Origin of the sequence: Citroniella saccharovorans (assembly GCF_035481615.1) — a bacterium.
GTDB classification, from domain to species: Bacteria; Bacillota; Clostridia; order Tissierellales; family Peptoniphilaceae; genus Citroniella; species Citroniella saccharovorans.
The window spans coordinates 920,227-946,557 of the sequence record NZ_JAYKOT010000003.1 but is presented as its reverse complement, the minus strand read 5'-3'; the positions used below and the strand labels follow the sequence as shown (position 1 = coordinate 946,557).

Sequence of the window (26,331 nt, the reverse complement as noted above, 5' to 3'; positions counted from 1 at the left end):
CAACATGAAAGAATTATTGAAAAAAGCTTTGAATCTGGCACAGGATTTTCATTTGGAGCTATTGTGGGCTTTTCTAATAACAAAGAAGAGATTGATGTTTCTTATGAAGATGAATTGAATCCCAAAATTATATATAGTCGTTTATGGTTAGAAGAAAATTTAGATAATCCAACACTACTAAATAATTTCATATATCTTTTTGGATATGTAGATCGTTTTTTCAGATCAACTTTTCCATCAAATAAAAATCACATTGGAAGTCTTGAAAGATTAGTTGGCGTAAAAGGAAATAGAGAGTACGCGATTGGAGCATCCTTTATGCTTAAAGAAATGATATCTAGTATGCAAATTAGATCATATTATTATGAACTTCATAAATTAGACAAAAGATTGGAAAATATTTTCAAGTGGTTTTTTGAAGAATACCTTAATAAAGAGTTCAAAGCAGAAGGTTTTTCTCTATTAATACCAAGTTCGAAATCATCTTTTTTGGAAAAAATGAGAACAATGTGTTCCGAGTTGGATTCAATTTTAAGACAATTTATGCTTTTTGTTAATAATGGGGAGATAGATATGGAATTATTAGAAATATCAAGAAACTCACCATTAATAGAAGATATTCCAAGTTTTTTTGTAAAAAAATATGGATACATAGTCGATACAGAATTATTAAATATTTCGTACTTATTGTTTTCGGATCAATTCGAACTAGCTTATGTTGAAAGCAAGAAAGATTATAATAATTTTGCAGATTTAATAAAGAATGAGGATATGTTATTTTCAGATTTCTTTGAGTATCAGGTTTTAAGCCTAAACTGGCTAAAAGATAAAAATATTATTCATGAAGATAAATATGGATATATACGTTTTAGAATGGAAATAGTGAGAATTTTAGAGGATTTTTATAATAATGATGTGATAAGCTTATCCTATTATAAAAATAGTGATTTATTAGACGAGCTAATCACTAATAAAAAAGTTATATTTGAATCTACACTTTTTTCCAAACCAGAGCAGGATTATTTAAACTATATTCTTAATGACAGGCAATTTGATAATGGACCTGCTATTAGAAATAAGTATTTACATGGTAATAACAATCAACGCATAGAAGAACATGAAAGTGATTATTATTAATTATTAAAGATTTTTGCTTTAATGGTTATCAAAATTAATGAAGAGTTTTGCTTAAAAGATGATTTGACAAACGATGATAATTTATAAATTTATCCGGTACTGGTACTGGGACGGGACTAAAATTCTGAAAACGTCCTATAATTAGATGTATTTAGTTGTATTAGAAAAAATAAAAACAAGTATTTTGAGTGCTTAGGATATATCGTACGTTTGGAAAAGAAGAATGGGAATAAATTTTTGGTAAAAATGGCGAACTAGGCTCGTTTCGAAAGCACCTCATTGCGGCGTACTTGTTGTATGCCTCATTACGGCACTTCCTGTACTTCGTCTATTTCATCCATTTTTCCTCAAAAATTATTTTGAATCTCAATAAGGAAAACAAAAAGATAACACCGAATAGGGTGCATTTGTAAAAAAGAATAAACTAAATAATAGTTCTAAGTGGTTAACATGAGGATAAAAAATCAGACCGTAGTTTAAAGCTGCGGTTTTTTTTGTGAGTTTTAATTATTTGTAATTTTAGTTTAGATAGCAAATTTAATAAATCTAAGACCTGTAATCAGTTTTTAAAATATGATATTTTAAATTTAAATAGAAACACGCTTGAATTTATGGGATTATGGGAAATTTTAAATAATCCAATTTTTAACCGTGTGCAATTTAGTACGTTTAGAAGTGAAGTGGGACTAAATAGATTCACAATGACCCCAGGAAAATGGATAGAATCTACAGATGCTATAGGTATAGTTTCAAAAGCAGGCAGATATGGTGGCACATATGCTCATAAAGATATAGCTTTTAAATTTGCATCTTGGCTTTCTCCGAAATTTAAGCTATATATTATTCAAGATTACAAAAGACTAAAAGTAGATGAAAACTCAAAATTATCATTAACTTGGAATCTTCATAGAGAAATATCAAAGATTAATTATAAAATTCATACAGATTCAATAAAAGAACACCTTCTTAAAGATTTGACCAATGACCAATTATCATTCAAGTATGCAAGGGAAGCGGATATTCTAAATGTAATAATATTTAATAAAACTGCTAAAGAGTGGTATGAAAAAAATCAGGATTTAAAAGGTAATATGAGAGACTATGCAAGTTTAAATGAGTTATTGGTGCTTGCAAATATGGAAAGCTATAATGTAATTCTTATTGGTAAAGGTATAGGTTAAAAAAAAGAATGTAGATCTAAGAAATCTTGCTAGGACACAATTGATGTCACTTAAAAAACTTGGTGATAGTGATATTAAAAAATTATAGGGAAAGAAATAAATTTTTATAGTAAGCATGAAAAGTGCTTGCTTTTTTGTGCACTTGAGACGCTCTTGCAAATGCGACTTCATTGCGGACAAAACCGATCAAAACTTTGTCTTTTTGTCTGCAACAATCCTAAGGAGAATTACCAGCAAACCGATTAACACAATGGACAAAAAAATTTTTATTTTTACTTATAAAAATTAAATTAAAACACTTTCTATTTATGAAAGAAAAGCATAAGTATGATATAATAGAGTAAAGCGATTAATCAGTATAAAAATAAAAATGTGTTATAGAAGTTTTTCAGATTTAAGCTTTTAATACAAGAAGGAAATTACTGCATTAATTTTGGGCAATAAAAAAGCTTGCAAGCTAGCAAGCATAATGCAGAACATCTGCGGCCTATAATTAAATAGGCGGTTTGAATAAATTTTTATTTGAACTCGTCATGTAATTTCATATACATTGTAACATTAGATTACTTGCTTGTCAAATTTTTCAAGGAGGTTTTATAAAATTGTTTAAGGATTATTATGTTGGGCTTGATATTGGTACTTCATCTGTTGGTTGGGCAGTAACAGATGAGTCTTACAATGTTTTGAAATTTAACTCCAAGAAGATGTGGGGAGTGCGTCTTTTTGATGAGGCAAAAGTCGCTGAAGAAAGGCGAACTTTTAGAGGTGCAAGGCGTAGGCTCGACCGTAAAAAAGAACGCATAAATTTATTGCAGGATTTTTTTGCTGAAGAAATTGCTAAAGTAGATCCGAATTTCTTTTTGCGCCTAGATAACAGTGACCTTTATATGGAAGACAAAGATCAAAAGTTAAAGTCCAAGTACACTTTATTCAACGATAAGGATTTTAAAGATAAGGACTTCCACAAAAAATATCCAACCATACACCATCTCCTTATGGATTTGATTGAAGATGATAGCAAAAAGGATATTAGACTGGTTTATTTAGCCTGTCATTATTTACTTAAAAATCGTGGTCATTTTATTTTTGAGGGGCAAAAATTTGAAAATAATGGTTCAATCAATTATTCAATTAATAAACTATTAATACATTTGCATGATTATTATGATATTGATATTGAAATTAATAATGAAGATATGGAGAAGCTAATTACAGTTCTATCTGATAAAACTCTCGGAAAGAAAACAAAAAAGGAAGAGTTAAAAAGTATTATTGGGGATACAAAATTTCTAAATGCTGTATCTGCTATTATTATTGGTAGTAAACAAAATTTGGCAGATTTATTTGAAAATCCAGAAGACTTTGATGATTCTATAATAGAATCAGTGGAGTTTTCTAAGGCAGATTACGATAAAAACTATAGCAAGCTTGAATTGGCATTAGGTGATAAAATTGCCCTTATAGATATTTTAAAGGAAATTTATGACTCATCTATACTTGAAAATTTATTAAAAGAAGCTGATAGATCAAAGGATGGCAATAAATATATTTCTAATGCCTTTGTAAAAAGATACAACAAGCATGGAGCCGATCTCAAGGAGTTTAAACGACTAGTTAGGGAATATAATAAAGCTGCTTATACAGATATATTTAGAAGTGAAAAATCAACAGAAAACTACGTGGCTTATACAAAGTCAAGCATTTCTAATAATAAGAGGGTAAAAGCAGGTGAATTTGCTGACCAGAAGACTTTTTATATTTTTGCTAAAAAACATCTAGAAAAAACTATAAAGGATAAAATTATAGAAGCTAATGGAAGCAAAGCTGACCTTGAACTAATAGATGAAATGTTAAGAGACATAGAATTGAAAAATTTCATGCCAAAAATAAAATCATCTGATAACGGAGTTATTCCTTATCAACTGAAACTTATGGAACTTAATAAGATCCTTGAAAATCAATCCAAACATCATGAGTTTTTAAATGCAAGCGATGAATATGGAAGCGTCTGTGACAAGATTGCTTCAATTATGGAGTTTAGGATTCCATATTATGTTGGCCCATTAAATCCTGAGTCAAAATATGCTTGGATTAAAAAGCAAAAGGAGAGCAAAATCACTCCGTGGAATTTTAAAGATGTAGTTGATTTGGATGCTTCAAGGGAAGAGTTTATAGACAGCCTAATTGGCAGATGCACATATTTAAAAGATGAAAAAGTTCTACCAAAGGCCTCTCTTATCTACAATGAGTATATGGTTTTAAACGAACTCAACAATTTAAAATTAAATGACCTAACCATTAGTGAAGAAATGAAGAAGAAAATCTATGGCCAACTTTTTAAGACTAGGAAAAAAGTAACTCTAAAGGCTATAGCTAATCTTCTAAAAAAAGAATTTAATATAAACGGAGAGATCCTATTGTCCGGCACAGATGGAGATTTCAAACAAGGGCTAAATTCTTATAATGATTTTAAAGCAATAGTTGGGGACAAGGTTAACAGCGACGACTATAGGGATAAAATCGAAGAAATTATCAAGCTAGTCGTACTCTATGGAGATGACAAATCTTACTTGCAAAAGAAAATAAAGGCTAGATATGGTAAGTATTTTACAGATTTAGAAATCAAAAAGATGGCGGGCCTAAATTATAAAGACTGGGGCAGGTTAAGTAAAAAACTACTCGTAGGTCTAGAAGGTGCCAATAAAATTACAGGCGAAAGCGGATCTATAATCCATTTTATGCGTGAGTATAATTTAAATTTAATGGAATTAATGAGTGCCAGCTTTACCTTTACAGAAGAAATTCAAAAGCTCAATCCAGCTGACGATAGAAAACTTTCTTATGAGATGGTAGATGAGCTTTATTTATCACCTTCAGTTAAGAGAATGTTATGGCAAAGTCTAAGGATAGTTGATGAAATTAAAAATATTATTGGCAATGACCCCAAAAAAATCTTTATTGAAATGGCCAGGGGGAAAGAAGAAGTCAAGGCTAGAAAAGAATCTAGAAAAAATCAGCTATTAAAATTTTATAAGGATGGCAAAAAAGCCTTTATAGCAGAACTTGGAGAAGATAGGTACAATTATCTGTTAAGTGAAATTGAAAGAGAGGAAGAATCAAAATTCAGGTGGGATAACTTGTATCTTTATTACACCCAACTTGGCAGGTGTATGTACAGCTTAGAGCCAATTGATATTTCAGAACTTTCATCTAAAAACATCTATGACCAAGACCATATTTATCCCAAGTCAAAAATTTATGATGACTCAATTGAAAACAGAGTTTTGGTAAAAAAAGATTTAAATAGCAAAAAAGGTAATTTATACCCGATCCCTGACCAGGTTTTGACTAAAAATTGCTATGCTTATTGGAAAATACTTTATGATAAGGGATTAATAGGTCAAAAGAAATACATCAGACTGACTCGCCGCACGCCATTTACTGATGAAGAACTCGTTCAGTTTATATCTAGGCAAATTGTTGAGACCAGGCAGGCTACTAAAGAAACTGCAAATCTATTGAAAACTATTTGCAAAAATTCAGAAATAGTTTACTCAAAGGCAGAAAATGCTAGCAGGTTTAGACAGGAATTTGATATTGTAAAATGCCGTACAGTAAATGACCTCCACCACATGCACGACGCCTATATAAATATTGTCGTTGGTAGTGTTTATAATACAAAATTTACCAAAGACCCTATGAACTTCGTCAAAAAACAAGAAAAAGCCAGAAGTTACAACCTAGAGAATATGTTTAAGTATGACGTAAAGCGTGGAGGCTATACAGCTTGGATAGCAGACGATGAAAAAGGCGCAGTTAAAAATGCTACCATCAAGAGAATCAGAAAAGAGCTTGAGGGGACCAACTATAGATTTACTCGCATGAGTTATATAGGTAAAGGGGAACTTTACAATCAAAATTTGAAGAGAAAAGGAAATGGTCAGTTTCCACAAAAAGAAAATTCGAAAAAATCCGATATAAATAAATATGGTGGTTATAACAAAGCAGGATCAGCATATTTTGCGCTAGTTGAGTCAGACGGTAAAAAAGAAAGGGAAAAAACTTTAGAGACTATTCCTATAATAGTGAACAATAAAGTTAAAAATGGGGAAAAAGATGCGATTTATAATTATTTAACAAAAAATCTTGGATTGAAAAATCCAGAATTATTAGTAGATAAGATTAAAATTAATTCATTAATAAAATTAGATGGATTTTTCTATAATATAACAGGAAAAACAAATGATTATTATTTAATAGCTTCTGCAGTGCAGCTTATTCTTGATAAAAAAGATGAAAGAACAATAAGAAAACTAGAAAAGTTCTTAAGTAGAAAATTAAAAGACAAAAATACCAAAGTACTAAAATCAGATGGTATTGAATCAAAAGATTTATTGAGCTTGTACGATAATTTATCTGATAAATTAAATAACTCTATTTTTAAATATAGAATTAAGAATTTATCTGAAGTAATAGCATCAGGAAGAGACTTGTTTATAAATTTAAAAAAAGAAGATCAAATTTTGGTTTTAAAAGAAATGTTGTTACTTTTCCAAAATATAAATAATGGTGTTGATTTAAGTTTAATAGGGAACGTGAACAAAAAAACTAAAAAACCAATAAAAGCTTCAGGGAAAACACTTCTATCAAAAAAGATTAATTATAATGAGTTTAAATTGATTAATCAATCAATAACTGGACTATTTGAAAATGAATTGGATTTGATAAAGCTATGACATGGAGAGTTGTTGTAATAGAAAATAGGGCGAAACTTGAATTAAAATTAAGCCATCTTGTCGTCAGGCAAGATGGCAACAAAGTTCACAAAATTTACTTAAAAGACATATCTCATATTATTGTAAATACGACCGAGGCCTCTATTACATTTGCACTATTAAATGAGATAGTCAAAAACAAAATCAAATTAATATTCTGCGATGAAAAGCGGAATCCCACAGCAGAGGTATCCCCATTTTATTCATCCTACAATACCAGTGAGAAAATCCGATCACAGATTAAGTGGGACGATTATATAAAAGGGGATGTCTGGCAGCTAATAGTCAGGCAAAAAATAAAAAATCAGATGATCCTACTTAAATCCTGTGGGAAAAACGAATACAAGTTGTTAGAAAAATATATAGATGAAGTTGAATTTTATGACAGCACAAATCGTGAAGGACACGCAGCAAAAGTATATTTTAACGCCCTATTTGGCAAGGACTTTTCAAGAAGTGACGATTCTAATTTAAACGCTGCCTTAAATTATGGATACTCAATTCTACTCTCATCAATAAATAGACAGGTTGTATCTAATGGATATATAACGCAAATTGGAATATTTCATGACAACATGTTTAACCAATTCAATCTCTCAAGCGATCTCATAGAGCCGTGGAGGGCAATAGTTGATGACTATGTGTACAACAGCGTTAAAAAGATCTTTGATCAAGAGCAAAAGTTTGAGTTAATTAATTTATTAAATAAGGAGATAACAATAGATAATAAAAGAACACGAGTAAATCAAGCAATAGATATTTATGTTAGGTCAATTTTTGATGCACTAAACAATAGAGACCTATCACTATTAAGGTTCCCGAAGTATGAGCTATAGATATATGAGACTAATAGTAATGTTTGATCTCCCAACTTTAAATGCAACAGACATGAGAAACTACAGAGACTTTAGAAAATTTTTAATTAAAAATGGTTTTATGATGATGCAAGAATCAGTCTACACAAAGATTGCATTTAACCAAAGCATGGCGCAATTGATAGCAAACAAAGTCAAGGACAACAAACCGCCCAAAGGGCTTGTTCAAATGTTTATTATAACTGAAAAACAATTTTCAAGGATGGAAATATTAGTAGGCGAAGTTTCAGATGAATATATTACGGATGATAGGAGACTTATAATATTATGAACCTTGTGAGCCAATACTTTGAAAACTCCTATGAAATAAAGGCAAAAACTTTAAACACCCTAGTTATAGAAAACACAGAACACTTTGCTAACTTTCTTAGGACATTAATAGAAGTTAGCAATAAAGAGAGTGAAGAAATTGAACTTATAGACGACTACAAGAAGATAGATATATCTAAAACAACTGATATAATATTCGATCTATTTAACATAGAAGCCAATGCAGCTCCTATATTGAAAAAACTCTATACAGAGCTTGAAGAAGACTTATGTTCAGAGGACATGTATATAAAAAAGCTAGAAATGGAAAGCGCTGTCGCAAATATTGTAGATGAATTAACGTATAGGTCTAGATTTTCCCTAAAATCAGATGAAATAAACTACCAAAATTTCTTTAAAGCACTCTCAGTAGAATTTGATTATGAAAAAACATCAATATTAGACAGACTAATCGAGTATATAAAGGTAAGTTCAGAACTATTGAATAAAAAATTATTTATAATAGTAAACCTAGATAGCTTTTTGACTGAAGAAGACATAGTTGAACTAAGTAAATTCTTATGCTACAATGAAATTAGAGTTTTAGCCCTACAAAATAAAATCACAAGACAAGTCAGAACTTGTGAACATTTAAGAATAATTGATCAAGACCTATGTGAAATTTAGCCATCGTCAAGGCTATATAACTCTCAAATTTGAATTTGAGGTTTGAGAGTTATGTAATTTCATATAGGACTAAAACCTAAATAACAAAGATTGGAGATACTACATTGTTTGAGAGTTATGTAATTTCATATAGGACTAAAACAATTGGAGAAAAGGATTATAAGAAAGCTTGGTTTGAGAGTTATGTAATTTCATATAGGACTAAAACCATGGTTTATTTTCAACTTATGTTGTTACCGTTTGAGAGTTATGTAATTTCATATAGGACTAAAACCAAAAATTAATAAAAACATACAACGAGGAGTGTTTGAGAGTTATGTAATTTCATATAGGACTAAAACCAAAATAATGTTGTTAGCTGATGTAAACTGGTTTGAGAGTTATGTAATTTCATATAGGACTAAACTAACTTGATTTGTATATTCAATCAGTTTATTCATAATTCTGGACGGATTATGAACCCTGCATAGGGACGATAGATTATGCTGGATATGTAATAATAAATACAATTATTGGATTGTTATTTTTATTTAAATATGTATATGGTTCAGCAGTTTTAAGTATGATTAGCATTAAAAGTGGAGCTTCAAATAAAGAAAATATGGTAAAATATCCTAAGTATTCTTCAGGACTTGCATTAACATTATATTTTATTGGTGCAGTTTTTATACTTATATTTAATAAAAATATTGTTGCTTTATTTAGTGATAATAGAGATGTTATATTAATTGTGAAAACATATATCTTAGTTTTTATTGCCGTGAATTCAATATCTTGTATATCATATTCATATAAATTGGCCTTGCAAGCAATTAATCAATCAAAATTCGTTTTATATACTTCAATATTTATAGATGCACTCGCAGTTTTGATTATGTTTATTACAATAATTGTTTTAAAATTATCTTTTATCGGGTTAATAATTGCTATATTTATAACTGAAACTTTAACATTAATTTTTTTTGCAAATAAATATTTAGACAATATAAAAAATTAGATGAAATGTAGTGTAGAATTACTATTTTCATTTAAGAAAAATATAAAGTTTTTTTAATCTGTGTAGGTTGAATTAGAGAAGTAATCTCATTCATATTACACAGATTTTTTATTGATAATAGGCTGAAAAAATTTTTTAAATATAATTTTTTAAAAATATATATTAAGAATTGAAATATATTCAATTTGTAATTTAAGTTATTTATAAGATAATAAAATACATTAAAGTCAAGAGTGAGCTTTTATATTATAGAGGATTAGTTATTTTTTTTGCCATTTTTGATTTATCATATCCAAATATTTATAAATGGCGAGAATAATCTCGCCAATATTGATTTATATACGCCAATTATGGCATAATGGCGAGAAAGGTAGTGAAAGCTTATGAGAGAATTTAATTATTCAAAATTACTTTGTTTAAATATACCAGCAAATATGTATGATTTAATATCAAAAATATATGAGTATAAGGGAAAACAAGAACTATATGTAGCTAATTTTTAAGATATACTTGAAAAAATGGTAGAAGTTTCGAAAATTCAATCAACAAAATCATCAAATGCAATTGAAGGAATATCTACGAATGAAGGAAAAGATAAAAAACAACAAGTCGGAGTGTACTTTAACTTTATAGGTGTTATTAGATTAAACGAAAACAAGAAAAATTAGCATGAATAACACAAAAATTTTGATTTATATAGAGAAGTACGATAAACTAGCATTAATCAAATGGAAGGGCAAGATTATGAGAAACAAGATTGAAGAATATAGGAAAACTTTGGGGTTGTTTCAATATAGATTAGGTAAAAAATTAGAATATCAAGAATAAGTATAAATAAAATAGAAGCAGGGAAATCTGTGCCAAGTTTAAAAATCGATAATGATATTACTAAATATAAAAGATATAAATACCTTGAAGAATATGATATACTTTCAAATAAGGTGATAATGATGAATATTAGTTATATTGATGAAATATATAAGATAATAGATGAATCTAAAGCTAAAAATGATTGCATTATTAGGAGTGTAAATGAAAGACAAGCTATTATAAAGTACATACTATGCAATAAATTTGCTTCAATATCTTCAGATAAACTTATTAGGCGTACAAAAGATATTTTTGATGTATTTATAATAGATAAATACATAGAAGAAAAAATCTCATATTCTGAAATCCTTAAGGAAATGAAATTAATAGGTAGAAAATTAGGAAATTTTTACTGGTTTAAAAATAATGATAGGATAGAAAAGGTAAAGCTAGCATTAGAAAAATATAAGCCTAATCCTATTAAAGAATACTCAGCTGATTATATTCTTACAACAATCTTAGAAAAGAGCTTAAAACTTGAAAGAGAGTCTATATTAGAAAGAGAGAGGATTATTAATAATGATTACAATAGATAAGAATATTAAATCTTTAAATAGAGATGAGCAATGTAGATTAATTGACAATTATTCAATTAGAGAATGTATTAAAAATTATAATTATAATTATGTTCTAACTGGATTTTCTGCTCTTTCAAGGTATGGCTATTGTGCTGACTATGATCTAGGAGTATTAGAAGTTAGATTAAATTTAAAGTCTAATGGAGATTGGTTTATATGTACCTGGTCAAACTGCATGGATGAAGAATATATAAAGAAAGATGGCTTTTATTTAGTTACTTTAAACCATGCCTTATTTGATTCTATATATTCTGGAATAGATACCTCTAGAACAGATGAAGCAGTAGAAAAAATGTTTTATGAAAATAAATTGAATGAGTTTGTCATATATGCTAAAAAATGGAATATGCCATACGAAACACTTAAATTTGCCTTAGAGCCTGCTATAGAAAAAGGCTTTGATTTGGATAACATTTACTATAATTTTTAAAGAAGACTAAAGTGAGATTCATACGAAACATACTTATTTTCAAAACTTATAAAATTTTTATTTAAGATTCCAGGAAAACTATATAGATTAATTTCAAAAGAAAATTAATATTAGATGAAAATTTTTAATTAAGTACTAAAACCAAACTAAAAACAAACTAAGTACCAACTAAATAAGGGCGAAATATTAAAAAACAAATGTTATTATAATAATGTGAAAATAGTATTTAAGATGCATGTATATATAAAAGCTTATTTTGCATATTTTTCTCAAGAAAGAGTAGATTTTTATCTACTCTTTTTTATTTTCTTTAAAAGGAGGTACAATTTTTGAAATTAATCATTGCTGAAAAGCCTGATCTGGCAAGAAATGTTGCAGGACCTATTGGCAAATGTTCAAAACACCATGCTTATGTAGAAGTGGGTAACTTTAAAATAGATTTTTTTGATAGGTAGTCAATTAGCTAATAAAATTTATCTAATGATATAATTATATATAAGGTGGTTATTATATGTTTGAGGATAAGTATAAAATGAATGTCTTAGATAATATAAGATTAGCAAAAAGAAATATTGTAGACACTATTTATAGTGCAGCAAGAATTGATAATTTAAATATTACATTTTCTGAAACTGATGTTATTTTAAAAAAGGGTTATTTACAAAATGCTGATATATCTACAGTAAGCACAATTTTAAATCTTAAGCATGCTTGTTGGTATATTCTAAATAATATTGATAAGGAAATTGATTTAGAGTTTATTTCAAAAGTACATTATGAGGTTGCCAAAGATGAAGCTTTAGCTTGGGGAGTTTTAAGAAGTGGTCATGTAGGAATTAGTGGCACTGATTACATTCCACATATACCAGACAAGATAGAAGTTCAGCAAAAACTAATCTCATTTAATGAAAATATAAATGTAACAGAAAGATCCTTAGATAGAATGCTTTGGATGATGAAATCTCAACTTTTTTGGGATGGCAATAAAAGAACAGCACTCATAATAGCTAATAAAGATTTAATTGCAAATGGAAAAGGAATATTATCTATTAAAGATAAAGACCTATTAGAATTTAACAATCTATTAAGTGATTATTATTCTTATGATAAAGATTTTGAATTAAAGAATATGTTATATGATAAAGCAATTACTGGAATTGATTCAAGGATTATAAAAAAAGATAGTGGCTTAGAAAATTAATATTAGATTATATTAAGAATAATCCAGATGAAGAAATTGTTAAAGAACTAAAAGAATTTATTGATTATCTATTTGTTCAAGACTAGATTTGGAATCTGATTTAAATAATGCTTCTATTTCAGAATTATAAAAAAACTTAAAGGGAATTGATATTGGCAATTTAGTAGATTTCGGGGAATTACTAAGAGATATATCAGCTTCATTTCTACAAACAATTGAAAAGAAAATAAGCTTGACAAAAAGTAATGATTTAATGTATTATAACATTAAAGATAAAGCTAGGAGGAATGAAAATGAAGTTAAAAGAAGAGAAAATGTTAAGACTACTGAGAGAAATAGATACAGAGAATTGGAGAGACCTAGTTTCGCTAGACGAACTGGAAGCAGATCCAATTCTGGAATGGCCATTTCCAGAGAAGCTGGAAGGCCCACTTCCAGACAATCCTATCCTAGACAACTTTCTATATTATCATACCTTGGAGGAGACAGTATTCGACCTAGCACTAGTAGACGAGGAGAAGGATCTGATGGAAGAGCTAACAATGCTCAGGATAGAGGAGAGGGAACAAGAGTTTCTGGAAAAATATCAGACAACTTACTGGATAAAAATGAGACTGGACTATCTACTGGATTCAACAGAGGAGAATCTAGACAAAGTCAGAAAAATGTACTGGGACAGAACATTGATTCCACACTTGAAAAAAATACAAATTCAAGCGATGGACTTTATGAAAAAAGAGAAACCATTAATGATGAAAAGCTGGAAAATACAATCGGAGGAAGATCCAGAGTATCAAACAATGATTTCAGCATTAACAGAGATAATGATAAAAGAAATAATAGAATCATAGAAAATGATAAAGAACAAGAAAAGGAAGCTGATGAAGCTTCTTTTTTTAATGACGAAAACATTGAAAATCTAACAAAAACTTCAGAAAAACAACCTATAAAAGTTGGTGATGTAGTAAAAATAAATGAACATGAGTATTGGTTGATAAAAAGAATTAAATTATATAGCGATATTTTTTCTGAGAGTGAAGTACTTTATGGATTTGAAGCTTATTGGGATAAAGATTTAATTAACTTTAAATACTCAAATACAGACAGTATTAAAACTAATAATTATGAAATTCTTACTAATTCAAATGAGTTAAGATTAAATAAAAGCATAGAAGATACAATTAATAAAAATACTAATAGATATGATTCTATTTTAATAAGCTCTAGCACTCTGGATATTCTAAAAAAGGTAGGACTTGAAGATTTACCTATATTTATATCTCAAAAACATATTTTATCTACAATGCATGAAAAGGGTAAAAATCCGCATTGGCATGAAATTAAAAAAGATTTTTTAGTGAATATTAATAATTTTTTAAATGATCCATCTATTATTATGGACAGCCTATCTAAAGATGATAGTGTTGTTTTAGTGACTACTCAGCTAGATAATGATAATCTACCAATTATGATTACGATAAAACCTAATGGAAAAGGAATATATGAAGCAGAAACATTAGAATCAAATTATATTACTTCCATTTATGGTAAAGATAACTTTGAAAAATTTATAGATAGAAATATTAAAGAAAATAAAATTTTGTATTTTGATAAAGAAAAAATTCAAAGTTTAGAACGTTTTGCCAGACTCCAATTGTCTGGGAACTTTTCTAACTTTGAATCTAAACAAATTATACATCAAAGTAGAAATATTGTCAATACCGATAAAAAAGCAATTCAAAATTCAGATTTATTTGAAAACTCTTCTAAAGATAATATACAGCAAGAAAAAAGTTCTAATAATACAGGCGATAAAGAAAAAATAAAGGTAAATCCTGAAATTGATTCTATTAAAAATTTTGCTATTTCTGAAGATTTAATGTCTCAATCACTCACACCTAGTGAAAGATTAAATAACAATATTCAAGCTATATCAATGCTAAATAAAATTGAAAATGGAGAGATAAAATCTAACTTAGCAGCTCAGCAAGTCTTGGAAAAATATGTTGGCTGGGGAGGTCTTGCCGATGTCTTTGATGAAGAAAAGGAGGATAATGGCTTTAAGCAAGAACATTTTTAAAAGAGAATTTATCTGAAAAAGAGTGTTTAAGTGCCAGAGAATCAACCTTAACTGCTTTTTATACTCCTAAATCAGTTATAGATAGCATGTATAACTGTTTATATGATATGGGAGAAGTTGAAGAATTAGAAAATGAGTCGCCATTATTAGAAGATTTAAAAAGAGCTATATTTGATTATTCCAACTATGAGTTTTCAGAATCTAATAGCTATGAAGACTTTGACAAACTATACCCTGATTTAAGCCATATAGGACCTGCCTATACAGAAACACCTGATGGTAAGCACTCTATTCAATATGAGGTAAATTTGGAAGAAAAAACATGGACTCAGTATGTAGATAATGTTGCTATTAGATAAGAAACTTTTGTAGAAGAAGATATATCTAATTCACAAGCTCTTAAAGATATGATTGAAGCCATAAAGATGTCAAGTTTTGATGATCTGGTATCAGTAGATGAATAAGATTTAAAACAAGCTCTAGGACTAGAAATAGATGATGATGGAAACTTTTATGATCCACATGCAAAAGATCTTGATAATGACGGAATACCAGATAGATATGACAATGATTTTAAAGATAGTGATTACTTTGAATCAACTTATGACGTAGAGGATAACTTTCACGCAAGGAAAGAGAAGACTTCTATCTTAGGGCAGATTAAGCTATTTTTGTCGGAGCAGAAAGAAAAGGAAGTAAGAGACTCAAAATCAAAATGATATGCACCATTCTTACTGGATATCCAGTAAAGAGGGTACACAACATATGAGTAATAGAGTTGATTATTTTTATATACAATAAATATAATATAATTTATATTATCATCTCAAAATATTTTTCTTCAAATTTATCTCTTAACTAAGATAAGACTAGAATTGTAACGTTTGTTTTACATGAATTTTATATTTATAAATATAAAACTTATACTAATTTTTTTTAATTTTAAATTTAAGTTAGTATGAGTTTTTTTATTTTTTAAATCCTAAATTTCATCATAATGTTTCTAAATACTCTTTTTTGTATTCTTTTTATTTATAAAGTAAAATATATTTGTATTTAGGAAATTATTTTTATTTATTTTTTTGGAGGGTGTTTTGAAAAATATTATTGTTACTGGGGCATCGGGCTGTATTGGTTCTGAAATTAGTAGGGCTTTAGCTGAAGACGGATCTAGGTTATTTTTAATTGGGCATAAATCTATGGATTTTTTAAGGGATTTGAAGGAGAAAATTGAGTCTTGTTGTAATTCGTCTGTTTATACTTTTTCATGTGATCTTTCGAAAGAAGATGAGGTTGATTCTCTTTTTGAAGAAATTTTCAAGATAAGTAAGGGTATTGATATTCTAGTAAATAATGCTGGCATCTCTTATATTGGACTTTTACAGGATATGAAAATTTCAGATTGGGATAGGGTAATAGATACCAATTTAAGATCTATTTTTTTAATGTCTAGAAAGGTTATTCCTTCTATGGTGGCAAATAAAAGTGGAAAAATTATTAATATTTCTTCTATTTGGGGAAGTTATGGTGCGTCTTGTGAGGTTTGCTATTCGGCTTCTAAGGGTGCTATAAATTCTTTTTCTAAGGCTCTTGCCAAAGAGCTTGCCCCATCTAATATACAGGTTAATGCTATTTCTTTTGGGGTTATCGATAGTAAAATGAATAATTTTTTAAATGATGATGAAAAAAAAGTTTTGACCGAGGAAATACCTGCAAGTAGGTTTGGACTACCTAGTGAGTGCGGCAAAATGGTTAAACTTATCTCCCAGTCTCCAGAATATTTAACTGGACAGATTATAACTTTGGATGGTGGTCTATTTTAGATTTTGTTTTCTATTTTCTTTGCTTTAGTTTGATATTTTACTTTACTAATCTCCTTTTATTGTGTATTATATAGGTTGAGGAAGTGATTTTATGAGTAAAAAACAAGACGATAATATTTTAGAAGAACTTTCCAATGCAAATGTTGAAAAAGTTTATGAAAGAGATACTGCCTCTTATGATTCTAATAAAAATTTATCTATAGATAATGATGATAAAGCTAAGGAATTGGAAAAAGCCGATTCATTAAGCTCTGAAGCAAGTGAGAGTGAAAATATTATAAGCGATTATAAATCTTCTGAAGAAATTGAAGAGGATATGACTATAAAGCTAGATAAAAATTTTAATGATTTTGAAGAAAAAAATGCTCAATTAAGTAAGGATACTGATAGTGATTTTATAAGCGAGAAAGAGAACAATCACTCTTATGATTATTCTAAAGATGATAAACCTATTGATGAAAATGAAGAAGATATAGATGAGGAGCCTAAAAGAGGAATTTTATTTAAAATATTTTCTTTTATAGGTAATCTTATTTTTATTATATTTGTTGTTAGTATGATTTTTGTTATATTTTTAAATACTTTCTCTTTTATCAAGGGGGTAGAACCTTCTATTTTTGGCCATAGGATGTTTGTCGTTGGAGAAAGTTCTATGAGTCCAAATCTTGATATCAATGATGCTGTTCTTGTAAAAGATAGTTCTATTACAGATATTAAAGAGGGAGATCTTATTTTCTATAGGGCAAAGAATGGCAAGGATGCTATAACTTCTTGGGTTATTAAAAAAGACGGAAATGAAGTTGAGGTTTCTAAAAAACTTGATGACAAAGAGCCTATTAAAATTGATAGCTCTGCTATTATTGGGGTTTCTGATATAAGAGTTAGAAATGTTGGTCCAATTGTAGATTTTATCTCTCATCCAATTGGGATTTTACTTGTTCTAGTTATTGGATTTGTTATATATTTTATAGCTAGTTATGCTGCAAATAGAAATAGATATTAGTTTTTGATTTTTTCCCTTATTTTTATATATTTCAATATTAAGGTGGACTTCATGTTAAAAAAAATAAATATTAAGATTTTGCTACTTTTGTTTTTTTGCTTTTTGATACTTATTTCAAAATCTGAAGCTAAAAGTAGTATAGATATTTCAAATAGATACTGCATTTATTATGAAAAAAAGGATATTCCAGAAGAAGAGATTGTTGGGAAATTTCCTATTATTATTTATGCTGGTGATGGTTTTAAAAAAGAGGATAGTGATTTTTTAAAGAAACAAATTATCTATAAAAATTATGCTTATGTTTCTTTAAAAAATAGTGAAGAAGATTTAAATAATGATGATATAAAAGAATTGATTGGACTCTTTTCTAATAAGGATTTTCAAAATGCTCATCCAGAATTTAATTTTCATAGAACTTATATTTTAACTTCTTCTAGTAAAATTGGGGAGCTTAGTGGCGAGATTGATTCAAACTTTGACATATCTGGCATTATTTATATTGGTAAGAATGAAGATAAATTAAATTTTGAAAAACCAATATTATCTCTTTCATCTACAAGTAATTTTGCTAGAAAAAACGTTGTTTCTATAAATTTTGACTTAGAGAATTTTGACAAAATTGAGCTTTATAGTGAGCTAAGAAAGCTTTACAGAAGATTTTCTTTAAATAATTATTTGAAAGCTGCAAGTGATACTATCTCAAATTTTATAAGGTCTTCTGATATGATTTATTGGGATAGGGGGGAAGAAAATCACCTTGGTAATATCCCGATTCTTATGTACCATAATATTTATGAAAAAGATGATAGGTATATAGTAAGACCTGAAAAACTTTATATGGATCTTTTAGATTTTTATAAACGCGGATTTTTACCTATATCTATGGAAGATTATATTAATAAAAAAATAAATATTCCTAAGGGGTTTTCACCATATATAATTACTTTTGATGATGGAGAAAAAAATAATTTTGATTTAAAAAAAGATGGAAGTATAGACAAAAAATGCGGAGTTGGAGTTATTTTGCAATTTGCAAAAGATTTTGATCTTTTTAAACCTAGGGCTTCTTTTTATGTTATAAGAGATGTTCCTTTTTATGATAAGAATTCTGCAGAAGAAAAGATAGATATTTTATATGAAAATGGAATGGAAGTTGGAAATCACACTTTTAATCATTTACATTTTGGAGAAATGGATAATGCTGAAGATGTTCAAAAAGCTATAGCAAGTGAAGATAAGGTTATTAAGTCGTTCTCTAAAGAGGAATATTTTACTGATGTTTTAGCCCTTCCTTATGGTGATCCACCTAAAAAGGAATTTTTACATCTTTTAGAAGAAGGCTCTTATGATGGCCATAGCTATAAAAATAGAGCTATAGTATATGTTAAACAAAAGTTAGCTTTATCTCCATTTGATCCAGAGTTTGATCCAATGGAAATACAAAGGTTAGGTATAGGTAGTCCTTATAATACTACAGCTGAAAGTATTTTAGAGATGGTTTGGGATAATAAATTTATAAAGTAAAAGTTAGGAGGCTAGTTATGAAACTTGCAGAAGCATTATTAATTAAAAGTAAGTTAGATGAAGATATTTATAATATTTCTCAAAGAATTAATGGAAATATTTTTTACCAAGAGGGAACAAAGTTAAATGAAGACCCTAACAAACTTTTAAATGATCTTGAGGAAGCATTTAATAAAAGAGAAGATCTAATTTTTAGGATCAATAAAACTAACCATGAAACTTTATTTGATGATGAGATTTCTCTGGCTAATGCTATTGTTAAAAGAAATAGTCTAATTAAACTTGCATCTTATTATAAGAGTTATTTAGATGCGGCTAATAGTAGGACAGATAGGTATTCTTCATCTGAGATAAGACAGCTTCTTGCACTAGATTATGATGAGTGTATGAATAGACTAAATAGCACCTCTGAAAAGGCAAGACTTATGGATATTAAAATTCAAGAAATAAATTGGTTAACTGAGTTAAAGTAAAAACTTGTGGGAAGATATAAAAGGCGAATTCAAAAAAATTTTTTATAGTTGGCATATAAGGTTCGAATCCTTTCTACAATTCACAAGCTGACAATTTACATGAGCACAATTTATATAATACAATTAATTACCACGAATTGATTTTATATCTGGTTGGGTGGGTTAAAAGCACTTATTTCATTTTGATTTAAGTGCTTTTTAAGTTTTATAAATGTTGAATTTTAAAAATTTTATATTGTATAATATATTTGTTTAATATATAATAAATGTTGAATTATCGTTAAGGAGGAAAATAAATGATAGATTTTAGATATGATACTCAACTTTTGATTGAGGGAGAAAATTTAAGCGAGGAAGCTATAAATAAATATTTTATAGAAAATCTTGAGGGAGATTGTCTCTTAGCTGTTGGTGATGAAAATCTTATTAAAATTCATTTTCATACCAATAAGCCTTGGGAGGTTTTAGAATATTGCAGTAGCCTTGGAGAAATTTTTGATATTGTAGTTGAAGATATGGATAGACAGGCAAGAGGTTTAAAAGGTTAATTTTAAACCTTTTTAATTATTTATATATTACTTTTTATCAAATATTTAATTTTTGCCTTTATTAATAATGTTTAAGGAGAAGATAATTTGGAAAAAACGACACTAATAGCACTAGTTTTATTTATTATAAATTATGTTTTGATGATAGCCATTCCAAAAAAGAGAGTCTATGTTGTCATGACAACTGCTATTCTTATGGTTATCTTAGGGCTTCTACCTGTTAAGAATGTTTTAGAAGAAATAGATTTTAATGTAATAATGATGATAGCTGGGACTATGGGGATTGTTGCCTTATTTATTCAGTCTAAAATGCCAGAGCTATTATCTGATATTATTATTGACAAGATGCCAAACTTAAAATGGGTTATATTGGCACTTTCTTTATTTGCTGGATTTATTTCTGCTTTTGTAGACAATGTGGCTACTGTTTTGATGATAGTACCAGTTGCAATAGAGGTATCTAAAAAATTAAATGTATCTCCTGTTAAGATGGTAATTGCAATTTCTGTAGCATCAAATCTACAAGGAGCGGCAACTTTAGTTGGTGATACAACTTCTATCTTACTTGGCGGTTATGCAGATATGAATTTTATGGACTTTATTTTCTACAATGGGAAAATGGGACTTTTCTTTATAGTTCAAATAAGTATGATTGTTGCAACTGGAGTCCTTTATTATATATTTAGGAAAGATAATGAAAAAGTTACTAGTCAGGAAAAAACAGTAGTTAGAGATTATTTTCCTACATTTTTACTTGTTGGCGTAATTGTTCTACTTATTATTGCTTCTCTGGTAAATATTCCAGAAATTAAATTTCTTCCAGATACTGAAAGAAATATATCTGGTTATATATGTATGGGAATGTTACTTTTAGGATTTATTGTTCAAGGTTTTAGATTTGGTTTTCCAAATGCTGCTAGAGTTATTTGGAAGGACATAGATTTTAACACGTTAGCCTTACTTACTGGACTTTTTGTAGTTATTGGAGGAATTAAGGCGCAAGGGGTAATAGATATTATTTCAAATCTTTTCTTAAAGGTTGGAAGCAGTTCTGTTTTTGCTATGTACACCTTCATCACTTTTATATCTGTAATATTTTCTGCTTTTATTGATAATATTCCTTATGTTGCTACCATGCTACCTGTTGTTACTCTAATCGCTAGTAAACTTCAAGTTGATCCTACTGTTCTTTACTTTGGACTTTTATCTGGCGCAACTTTAGGTGGTAATCTAACTCCAATTGGTGCAAGTGCAAATATAACTTCTATGGGAATTCTCTATAGGGAAGGATATGAGGATTTAAATAAAACTTTTATGAAAATTTCCGTTCCATATACCTTATCTGCTGTATTTACTGGATATATTTTAATTTGGTTAATTTTTGGAATGTAGAAATTAATAAATTTTACAAAAAAACCTGTATGTAATTTTACATACAGGTAATTTTATATTTTCATATCTAGCCATTTTTTAGACCTATATCTTAATGATAGAAATACAAATCTAGAGAATTGGTCTGATAATATTCCTAACCAAATTCCAACTATCCCAAGTCCCATTATTTTAACTAAAATATAAGTTACGATGGTTCTAATAAATGTTACTGCTAAAATTGTTGAAAATAGAGTATATTTTATATCTCCCGCAGCTCTAAGTGTTCCGCCATAGATGATTTGAGAGATTTGAAGAAGAACTATAATCATGATAAATCTACATATTATTACACCATATTCTATAATATGCTCTTCTTTAAAATATAATTTAAATAAGTCTTTTCCAAATATAAATAAAAATGTGGAAAGAACTATAGATATTATAAGTCCAATTCTTTGACAAATTGAGCTGTAGAGCAGTGCTTTTTCTTTATTTCCTTCTCCTAAGGATTCTCCTGTCAAAGCAACTGATGCAACTTGCATCCCATCAGCGAAGGCAAAACCTAAAGAAAGATAATTAAGTCCAACATTATAGGCTGCAAATTCATCTGTGCCAAGTCCAGCAGCTAAAAGAGCTGTAGCTAAAAAGCCAACCCTCATGAATATATTTTCTACAAACATATTTAACCCAATTTTCGTAATAGTTATTAAGGATCTAGCTTTAGCCTTTATCTTTTTTTCTATTATAAAATGTGCACTCAAGTAACTTTTTTTGCTAAAGAGAGAACTAAAACTAATTATTGATGCGACAACTGTTCCGAGTATCGTTGCTATTGCAGCACCTTTTATTTCAAGTCTTGGTGCTCCTAGATTACCCTCTATAAGTAGATAGTTAAATACAACATTTACAAGTGAAGATATTAAATTTGTATAGAAGGCTATTTTAGTATTTCCACAGCCTCTTTGAGCGGCATTGATGCACATAGAAATAACTGAAAAAATTGAAAAGCCCATTATTATATCTAAATACTCTTTACTTTTAACATGAGTATCGGGATTACTTCCAGCAAGCTCTAAAATTTTATCGCTTTTAAATAAAAATATTGAGGTAATTATAATACATAAAATTACTGAAAGAATAAATCCAGTTAGTAGAGTTTCATGTGCTTCTTTTCTTTTTCCTTGTCCTTTTCTTCTTGCAACAATTGCTGATATTGCAACATTGATTGAGAAAAAAGCTGTTAGACCAATGAACTTAGGCTGGTTAGTTAAACCAACGGCTGCTACAGCACTTGGACCAAGCCTTGAAACCATTATGGTATCTATAATAACAGCTAGTGCTAGGAAAAAACTTTCGAGTACTGATGGCCAAGCTATTTTTATAGCTTTTAGCCAATATTCTTTATTTTTCATTCTTATCACTTCTTCTAATTTAATATTCTTTTTTATTATATCAAAGAATAAAATAATAACAAAATTAATAAATCTATATATAGATATATTCAAAAAAAAGCTTTCCAAAGATAGATTCTTTAGAAAGCGAAAAAATTATTACCTAGATAAATTCTTTTCTTTAAAAGCCATTAAGCATGGAATAATAACACCACCAACAATATTACCTAAAGTTATTACTAGTAGTGAAGTTAAACCCTTAGCTGTAAAGAGCATACCAGCTGCATGGAAATAAAACATATCTGCAATACTATGTTCAAATCCACAAAGAATAAATACCATAATAGATAAAACTATTCCTATATATTTACCTATTTCATGCTTATTACTATTATATTGGTAAACCGCATGAACAACAAGAAGATTACAAAAAATACCTAAAACAAATAAACTTAAATAATTATCTCCAATTTTGAGCTGCGATGTTTTTGTAGCTGCTTCAACTATAGCTTGGCTAGCTCTAGTTAGTTTAATAAGCTCTGCAACTAAAACAGAACCAACTAGATTTCCTAAATAAACTATAACTAAAAATGGAATATAAGTTTTAGCTTTGTTTTGAAAAAGATATCCAACTTTACCAGTAAATAAATTTAAACCGAGGGTTAAAACTGCATATAGACCTGTGGAAAATAGTAAAGATCCAATAATTTTATTTTCTAATAATAAATATATAATTCCACCAATTGCAATAAAAGCTCCTGCCATAATTGCCAATAAAAAATTTGTAAATTTTTTCAAATAATTTCCTCCTAAAAATAATATTATATATGAATTATATCACAAAATTATTTAAAAACATAAAATATAGATTGGCTTATTTTTTAAATTTATTGATCTAAAAAGATATAATTATCTTTTATAATTAAAACGCTTGATAGATTTTTAATTTGACAAATACCAGCCTATAATATATATTATTTTTTGTATCTTAAGGGAGGTTATATTATGGTAAAAAATTTAGTAATAGTCGAATCCCCGACTAAAGCTAAGACAATTGGTAAGATGCTAGGAAGAAATTATAAAGTAGTAGCAACGATTGGACATTTAAGAGATCTACCTAAAAGTCAAATTGGTGTTGATATTGAAAATGATTTTAAGCCAAAATATATAAATGTTAGAGGAAAAGCCGATAAGATAAATGAGCTAAAAAAATTAGCTAAAGAAGCTGAAAAAATATATCTAGCAACTGACCCTGATAGAGAGGGAGAAGCTATATCTTGGCATTTAGCAAATTTGCTTGACCTTGATTTAGAAGAAAAAAACAGGGTTGAATTTTCAGAGATAACTAAAGATTATGTAAAAGAAGCAATAAAAAATCCAAGAAAAATTGATATGGGCTTAGTTGACTCTCAGCAAGCTAGAAGAATTTTAGATAGGATTGTAGGTTATAAATTATCGCCTATACTATGGAAAAAAATTAAAAATGGACTTTCTGCTGGTAGAGTTCAGTCAGTTGCTCTTAAATTAATTATAGATAGAGAAAAAGAAATTCAAAGCTTTATTGAGACTGAATATTGGACTATTGAAGCTACTCATAGAAAAGAAAAAGATTTTATAAGTAAATTTTATGCTTTTAGCGAAAATGGAAAAGAAAAAAAGATAAATGATTATATAGATGAAAATTTAGCGGATGAAATCTTAAAAAGCTCAGATAAGAAAAATTTTAAAATAGAAAAAATAGAAAAAAAGAAAAGAAACAAGCATCCATTTATGCCATTTACAACTTCTACTTTGCAACAGGAAGCTTCAAAGAGACTAGGTTATTCCACTTCAAGAACTATGAAAATAGCACAAAGTTTATATGAAGGAATAAATATTGGCGAGGAAGGAACAGTTGGTCTTATTTCATATATGAGAACAGATTCTACAAGACTCTCATCAAATATTGTTGCTGAAGCAAAATCATATATAGTGAAAAATTTTGGAAAGGAATATTCTAACGGTGGAAGCACTTATTCTAAGGTAAAAAAGGGCTCTCAGGATGCTCACGAGGCTGTTAGACCATCATCAATATATAGAACTCCCTATTCAATTAGCAAGTATTTAAGAGATGATGAATATAAGTTATATAATTTAATATGGCAAAGGACACTTGCTTCTCAAATGGCTAAAGCTTGTTATGATATAACAACTGTTACCATTTCATCAAATAAAAACTTATATAAAGCCAGCGGTAACATAATTATATTTGATGGTTTTATGAAGGTTTGGACAAGTAATGAAAAGGATAATGAACTTCCTTTATTAAAAGAGGGAGAAATATTAAATACAACTTCTTTAGAAAAAATTAAACACTTCACTAAACCTAAAGCAAGATATAATGAAGCGTCACTTGTTAAGGCTTTAGAGGAAAATGGAATAGGAAGGCCTTCAACTTATGCGAGTATAATTTCCTCTCTAATTTCCAGAAATTATGTTGTAATTGACAATAAACAGCTTGTACCAACTGATATCGGTTTTAAAGTTATTGATTTACTTTTAAAACATTTTGAAGATATTGTCAATGAAAAGTTTACAGCCAATATGGAAGATAGACTTGATGGGGTTGCAAATGAAGGTGTTAATTATATAAATCTTTTAAATGAATTTTATGGGCCTTTTGAGAAATTATTAGAGGACTGTAAGAAAGATTCCTCTGATTATAAGGTTAAGGACAAGGTCTTAGATGAAAAGTGCCCAGAATGCGGTCACCTTTTAGTTGAAAAGAATGGAAGACATGGAAAATTTATAGGCTGCTCTAATTTTCCAAATTGCAGGTTTGTAAAACCTTTAGTAAAATCAACAGGTGTTAGCTGTCCTAAGTGCGGACATGATATTATAGAAAAAGTTTCTAAAAAGGGAAAAGTATTTTATGGTTGTTCAAATTACCCTTCCTGTGATTTTGCACTTTGGAATAAACCAATCAATGAAAAATGTCCAAAATGCCAAAGTTTACTTACCCATGTAAAAAATAGATATGGCGAATTTATTAAATGTTCCAATGAAAATTGTGAATTTGAAAAGAATTTAAAAAAATCAAATTAAATACTATTTACAAAGCGTATAATATTTTATAAAATATATGTGTAGGGAATA

The 26,331-nt window shown here is 28.5% G+C and carries 22 protein-coding genes, 2 pseudogenes and 1 CRISPR repeat array; of the genes and pseudogenes, 22 read left to right on the top strand and 2 right to left on the bottom strand.

The window, feature by feature from the left end:
- Nucleotides 1-63 precede the first annotated feature (63 nt).
- The 21 genes and pseudogenes from VLK81_RS07060 (at nucleotide 64) to VLK81_RS06960 (ending at nucleotide 21,823) form a co-directional block, all read left to right on the top strand.
- Nucleotides 64-1,137 (top strand): hypothetical protein, encoded by a 1,074-nt coding sequence (locus tag VLK81_RS07060; RefSeq protein ID WP_324619938.1) that lies wholly within the window; start codon nucleotides 64-66, stop codon nucleotides 1,135-1,137.
- 578 nt (nucleotides 1,138-1,715) lie between these two features.
- Nucleotides 1,716-2,406 (top strand): annotated as a pseudogene (locus tag VLK81_RS07055) (KilA-N domain-containing protein).
- A gap of 514 nt (nucleotides 2,407-2,920) precedes the next feature.
- Complete coding sequence (gene cas9, locus VLK81_RS07050) at nucleotides 2,921-7,054, top strand: type II CRISPR RNA-guided endonuclease Cas9 (RefSeq protein ID WP_324619937.1); 4,134 nt, start codon at nucleotides 2,921-2,923, stop codon at nucleotides 7,052-7,054.
- The gene (gene cas1 / locus VLK81_RS07045; RefSeq protein WP_324619936.1) at nucleotides 7,051-7,929 is read left to right on the top strand and encodes a type II CRISPR-associated endonuclease Cas1; all 879 of its coding nucleotides are present in this window, start codon (nucleotides 7,051-7,053) and stop codon (nucleotides 7,927-7,929) included. Before cas9 ends, cas1 begins: the two co-directional genes overlap by 4 nt.
- A gap of 4 nt (nucleotides 7,930-7,933) precedes the next feature.
- Nucleotides 7,934-8,239, top strand: a complete 306-nt coding sequence (gene cas2 / locus VLK81_RS07040; RefSeq protein WP_324619935.1) for a CRISPR-associated endonuclease Cas2 — start codon at nucleotides 7,934-7,936, stop codon at nucleotides 8,237-8,239.
- Nucleotides 8,236-8,904: a type II-A CRISPR-associated protein Csn2 gene (csn2, locus tag VLK81_RS07035; protein WP_324619934.1), complete on the top strand. Its 669-nt coding sequence runs from the start codon at nucleotides 8,236-8,238 to the stop codon at nucleotides 8,902-8,904. The genes cas2 and csn2 overlap by 4 nt, the downstream gene beginning before the upstream one ends.
- Before the next feature lie 40 nt (nucleotides 8,905-8,944).
- A CRISPR array of direct repeats spans nucleotides 8,945-9,311; the repeat unit is 36 nt; unit sequence GTTTGAGAGTTATGTAATTTCATATAGGACTAAAAC.
- A 59-nt stretch (nucleotides 9,312-9,370) separates the two neighbouring features.
- Nucleotides 9,371-9,901, top strand: coding sequence for an MATE family efflux transporter (locus VLK81_RS07030; RefSeq protein ID WP_324620495.1), 531 nt, complete (start codon nucleotides 9,371-9,373; stop codon nucleotides 9,899-9,901).
- 518 nt (nucleotides 9,902-10,419) lie between these two features.
- The gene (locus VLK81_RS07025; RefSeq protein ID WP_324619933.1) at nucleotides 10,420-10,569 is read left to right on the top strand and encodes a hypothetical protein; all 150 of its coding nucleotides are present in this window, start codon (nucleotides 10,420-10,422) and stop codon (nucleotides 10,567-10,569) included.
- A gap of 1 nt (nucleotide 10,570) precedes the next feature.
- Nucleotides 10,571-10,729 (top strand): hypothetical protein, encoded by a 159-nt coding sequence (locus VLK81_RS07020; RefSeq protein WP_324619932.1) that lies wholly within the window; start codon nucleotides 10,571-10,573, stop codon nucleotides 10,727-10,729.
- Nucleotides 10,730-10,758: 29 nt separating this feature from the next.
- A complete protein-coding gene (locus VLK81_RS07015; RefSeq protein ID WP_324619931.1) occupies nucleotides 10,759-11,307 on the top strand; it encodes a hypothetical protein in 549 nt (182 codons plus the stop codon).
- Nucleotides 11,291-11,779 carry a hypothetical protein gene (locus VLK81_RS07010; RefSeq protein ID WP_324619930.1) on the top strand — a complete coding sequence of 163 codons (489 nt, stop codon included), beginning with the start codon at nucleotides 11,291-11,293 and terminating at the stop codon, nucleotides 11,777-11,779. The genes VLK81_RS07015 and VLK81_RS07010 overlap by 17 nt, the downstream gene beginning before the upstream one ends.
- 329 nt (nucleotides 11,780-12,108) lie before the next feature.
- Nucleotides 12,109-12,234, top strand: coding sequence for a toprim domain-containing protein (locus tag VLK81_RS07005; protein WP_324619929.1), 126 nt, complete (start codon nucleotides 12,109-12,111; stop codon nucleotides 12,232-12,234).
- Nucleotides 12,235-12,290: 56 nt separating this feature from the next.
- On the top strand, nucleotides 12,291-12,980 hold the full coding sequence (locus VLK81_RS07000) for a Fic family protein (protein ID WP_324619928.1): 690 nt from the start codon (nucleotides 12,291-12,293) through the stop codon (nucleotides 12,978-12,980).
- A gap of 232 nt (nucleotides 12,981-13,212) precedes the next feature.
- On the top strand, nucleotides 13,213-15,060 hold the full coding sequence (locus VLK81_RS06995) for a MuF-C-terminal domain-containing protein (protein WP_324619927.1): 1,848 nt from the start codon (nucleotides 13,213-13,215) through the stop codon (nucleotides 15,058-15,060).
- 92 nt (nucleotides 15,061-15,152) lie between these two features.
- Nucleotides 15,153-15,779: pseudogene (locus VLK81_RS06990) on the top strand (hypothetical protein); the annotation flags it as partial.
- Between the two features lie 375 nt (nucleotides 15,780-16,154).
- Complete coding sequence (gene ymfI / locus VLK81_RS06985; protein WP_324619926.1) at nucleotides 16,155-16,883, top strand: elongation factor P 5-aminopentanone reductase; 729 nt, start codon at nucleotides 16,155-16,157, stop codon at nucleotides 16,881-16,883.
- 91 nt (nucleotides 16,884-16,974) lie between these two features.
- The gene (locus VLK81_RS06980) at nucleotides 16,975-17,886 is read left to right on the top strand and encodes a S24/S26 family peptidase (protein ID WP_324619925.1); all 912 of its coding nucleotides are present in this window, start codon (nucleotides 16,975-16,977) and stop codon (nucleotides 17,884-17,886) included.
- Between the two features lie 51 nt (nucleotides 17,887-17,937).
- Nucleotides 17,938-19,410, top strand: a complete 1,473-nt coding sequence (locus VLK81_RS06975) for a polysaccharide deacetylase family protein (RefSeq protein WP_324619924.1) — start codon at nucleotides 17,938-17,940, stop codon at nucleotides 19,408-19,410.
- A gap of 17 nt (nucleotides 19,411-19,427) precedes the next feature.
- Nucleotides 19,428-19,883 carry a DIP1984 family protein gene (locus VLK81_RS06970; protein WP_324619923.1) on the top strand — a complete coding sequence of 152 codons (456 nt, stop codon included), beginning with the start codon at nucleotides 19,428-19,430 and terminating at the stop codon, nucleotides 19,881-19,883.
- Nucleotides 19,884-20,179: 296 nt separating this feature from the next.
- Entirely contained in the window at nucleotides 20,180-20,431 is a 252-nt protein-coding gene (locus VLK81_RS06965; protein ID WP_324619922.1) for a kinase to dihydroxyacetone kinase, read from the top strand.
- An 87-nt stretch (nucleotides 20,432-20,518) separates the two neighbouring features.
- Nucleotides 20,519-21,823 carry an ArsB/NhaD family transporter gene (locus VLK81_RS06960; protein WP_324619921.1) on the top strand — a complete coding sequence of 435 codons (1,305 nt, stop codon included), beginning with the start codon at nucleotides 20,519-20,521 and terminating at the stop codon, nucleotides 21,821-21,823.
- A gap of 53 nt (nucleotides 21,824-21,876) precedes the next feature.
- On the opposite strand, the gene VLK81_RS06955 is transcribed toward VLK81_RS06960, so the two are convergent.
- Nucleotides 21,877-23,217: an MATE family efflux transporter gene (locus VLK81_RS06955; protein WP_324619920.1), complete on the bottom strand. Its 1,341-nt coding sequence runs from the start codon at nucleotides 23,215-23,217 to the stop codon at nucleotides 21,877-21,879.
- A gap of 138 nt (nucleotides 23,218-23,355) precedes the next feature.
- A complete protein-coding gene (locus tag VLK81_RS06950) occupies nucleotides 23,356-23,994 on the bottom strand; it encodes a formate/nitrite transporter family protein (protein ID WP_324619919.1) in 639 nt (212 codons plus the stop codon).
- Between the two features lie 207 nt (nucleotides 23,995-24,201).
- On the opposite strand from VLK81_RS06950, the gene topA reads away from it, so the two are divergent.
- Nucleotides 24,202-26,280: a type I DNA topoisomerase gene (gene topA, locus VLK81_RS06945; protein WP_324619918.1), complete on the top strand. Its 2,079-nt coding sequence runs from the start codon at nucleotides 24,202-24,204 to the stop codon at nucleotides 26,278-26,280.
- Nucleotides 26,281-26,331: the final 51 nt, after the last annotated feature.

Excerpts from the sequence above, each read along its gene's own strand:
- VLK81_RS06975 (WP_324619924.1), top strand. The coding sequence starts at position 17,938 with ATGTTAAAAAAAATAAATATTAAGATTTTGCTACTTTTGTTTTTTTGC.
- VLK81_RS07025 (WP_324619933.1), top strand. The coding sequence starts at position 10,420 with ATGGTAGAAGTTTCGAAAATTCAATCAACAAAATCATCAAATGCAATT.
- VLK81_RS07010 (WP_324619930.1), top strand. The coding sequence starts at position 11,291 with ATGATTACAATAGATAAGAATATTAAATCTTTAAATAGAGATGAGCAA.
- VLK81_RS06955 (WP_324619920.1), bottom strand. The coding sequence starts at position 23,217 with ATGAAAAATAAAGAATATTGGCTAAAAGCTATAAAAATAGCTTGGCCA.
- VLK81_RS06965 (WP_324619922.1), top strand. The coding sequence starts at position 20,180 with ATGATAGATTTTAGATATGATACTCAACTTTTGATTGAGGGAGAAAAT.
- VLK81_RS07020 (WP_324619932.1), top strand. The coding sequence starts at position 10,571 with ATGAATAACACAAAAATTTTGATTTATATAGAGAAGTACGATAAACTA.
- cas2 (WP_324619935.1), top strand. The coding sequence starts at position 7,934 with ATGAGACTAATAGTAATGTTTGATCTCCCAACTTTAAATGCAACAGAC.
- VLK81_RS07000 (WP_324619928.1), top strand. The coding sequence starts at position 12,291 with ATGTTTGAGGATAAGTATAAAATGAATGTCTTAGATAATATAAGATTA.
- VLK81_RS06970 (WP_324619923.1), top strand. The coding sequence starts at position 19,428 with ATGAAACTTGCAGAAGCATTATTAATTAAAAGTAAGTTAGATGAAGAT.
- topA (WP_324619918.1), top strand. The coding sequence starts at position 24,202 with ATGGTAAAAAATTTAGTAATAGTCGAATCCCCGACTAAAGCTAAGACA.
- VLK81_RS06980 (WP_324619925.1), top strand. The coding sequence starts at position 16,975 with ATGAGTAAAAAACAAGACGATAATATTTTAGAAGAACTTTCCAATGCA.
- csn2 (WP_324619934.1), top strand. The coding sequence starts at position 8,236 with ATGAACCTTGTGAGCCAATACTTTGAAAACTCCTATGAAATAAAGGCA.
- cas1 (WP_324619936.1), top strand. The coding sequence starts at position 7,051 with ATGACATGGAGAGTTGTTGTAATAGAAAATAGGGCGAAACTTGAATTA.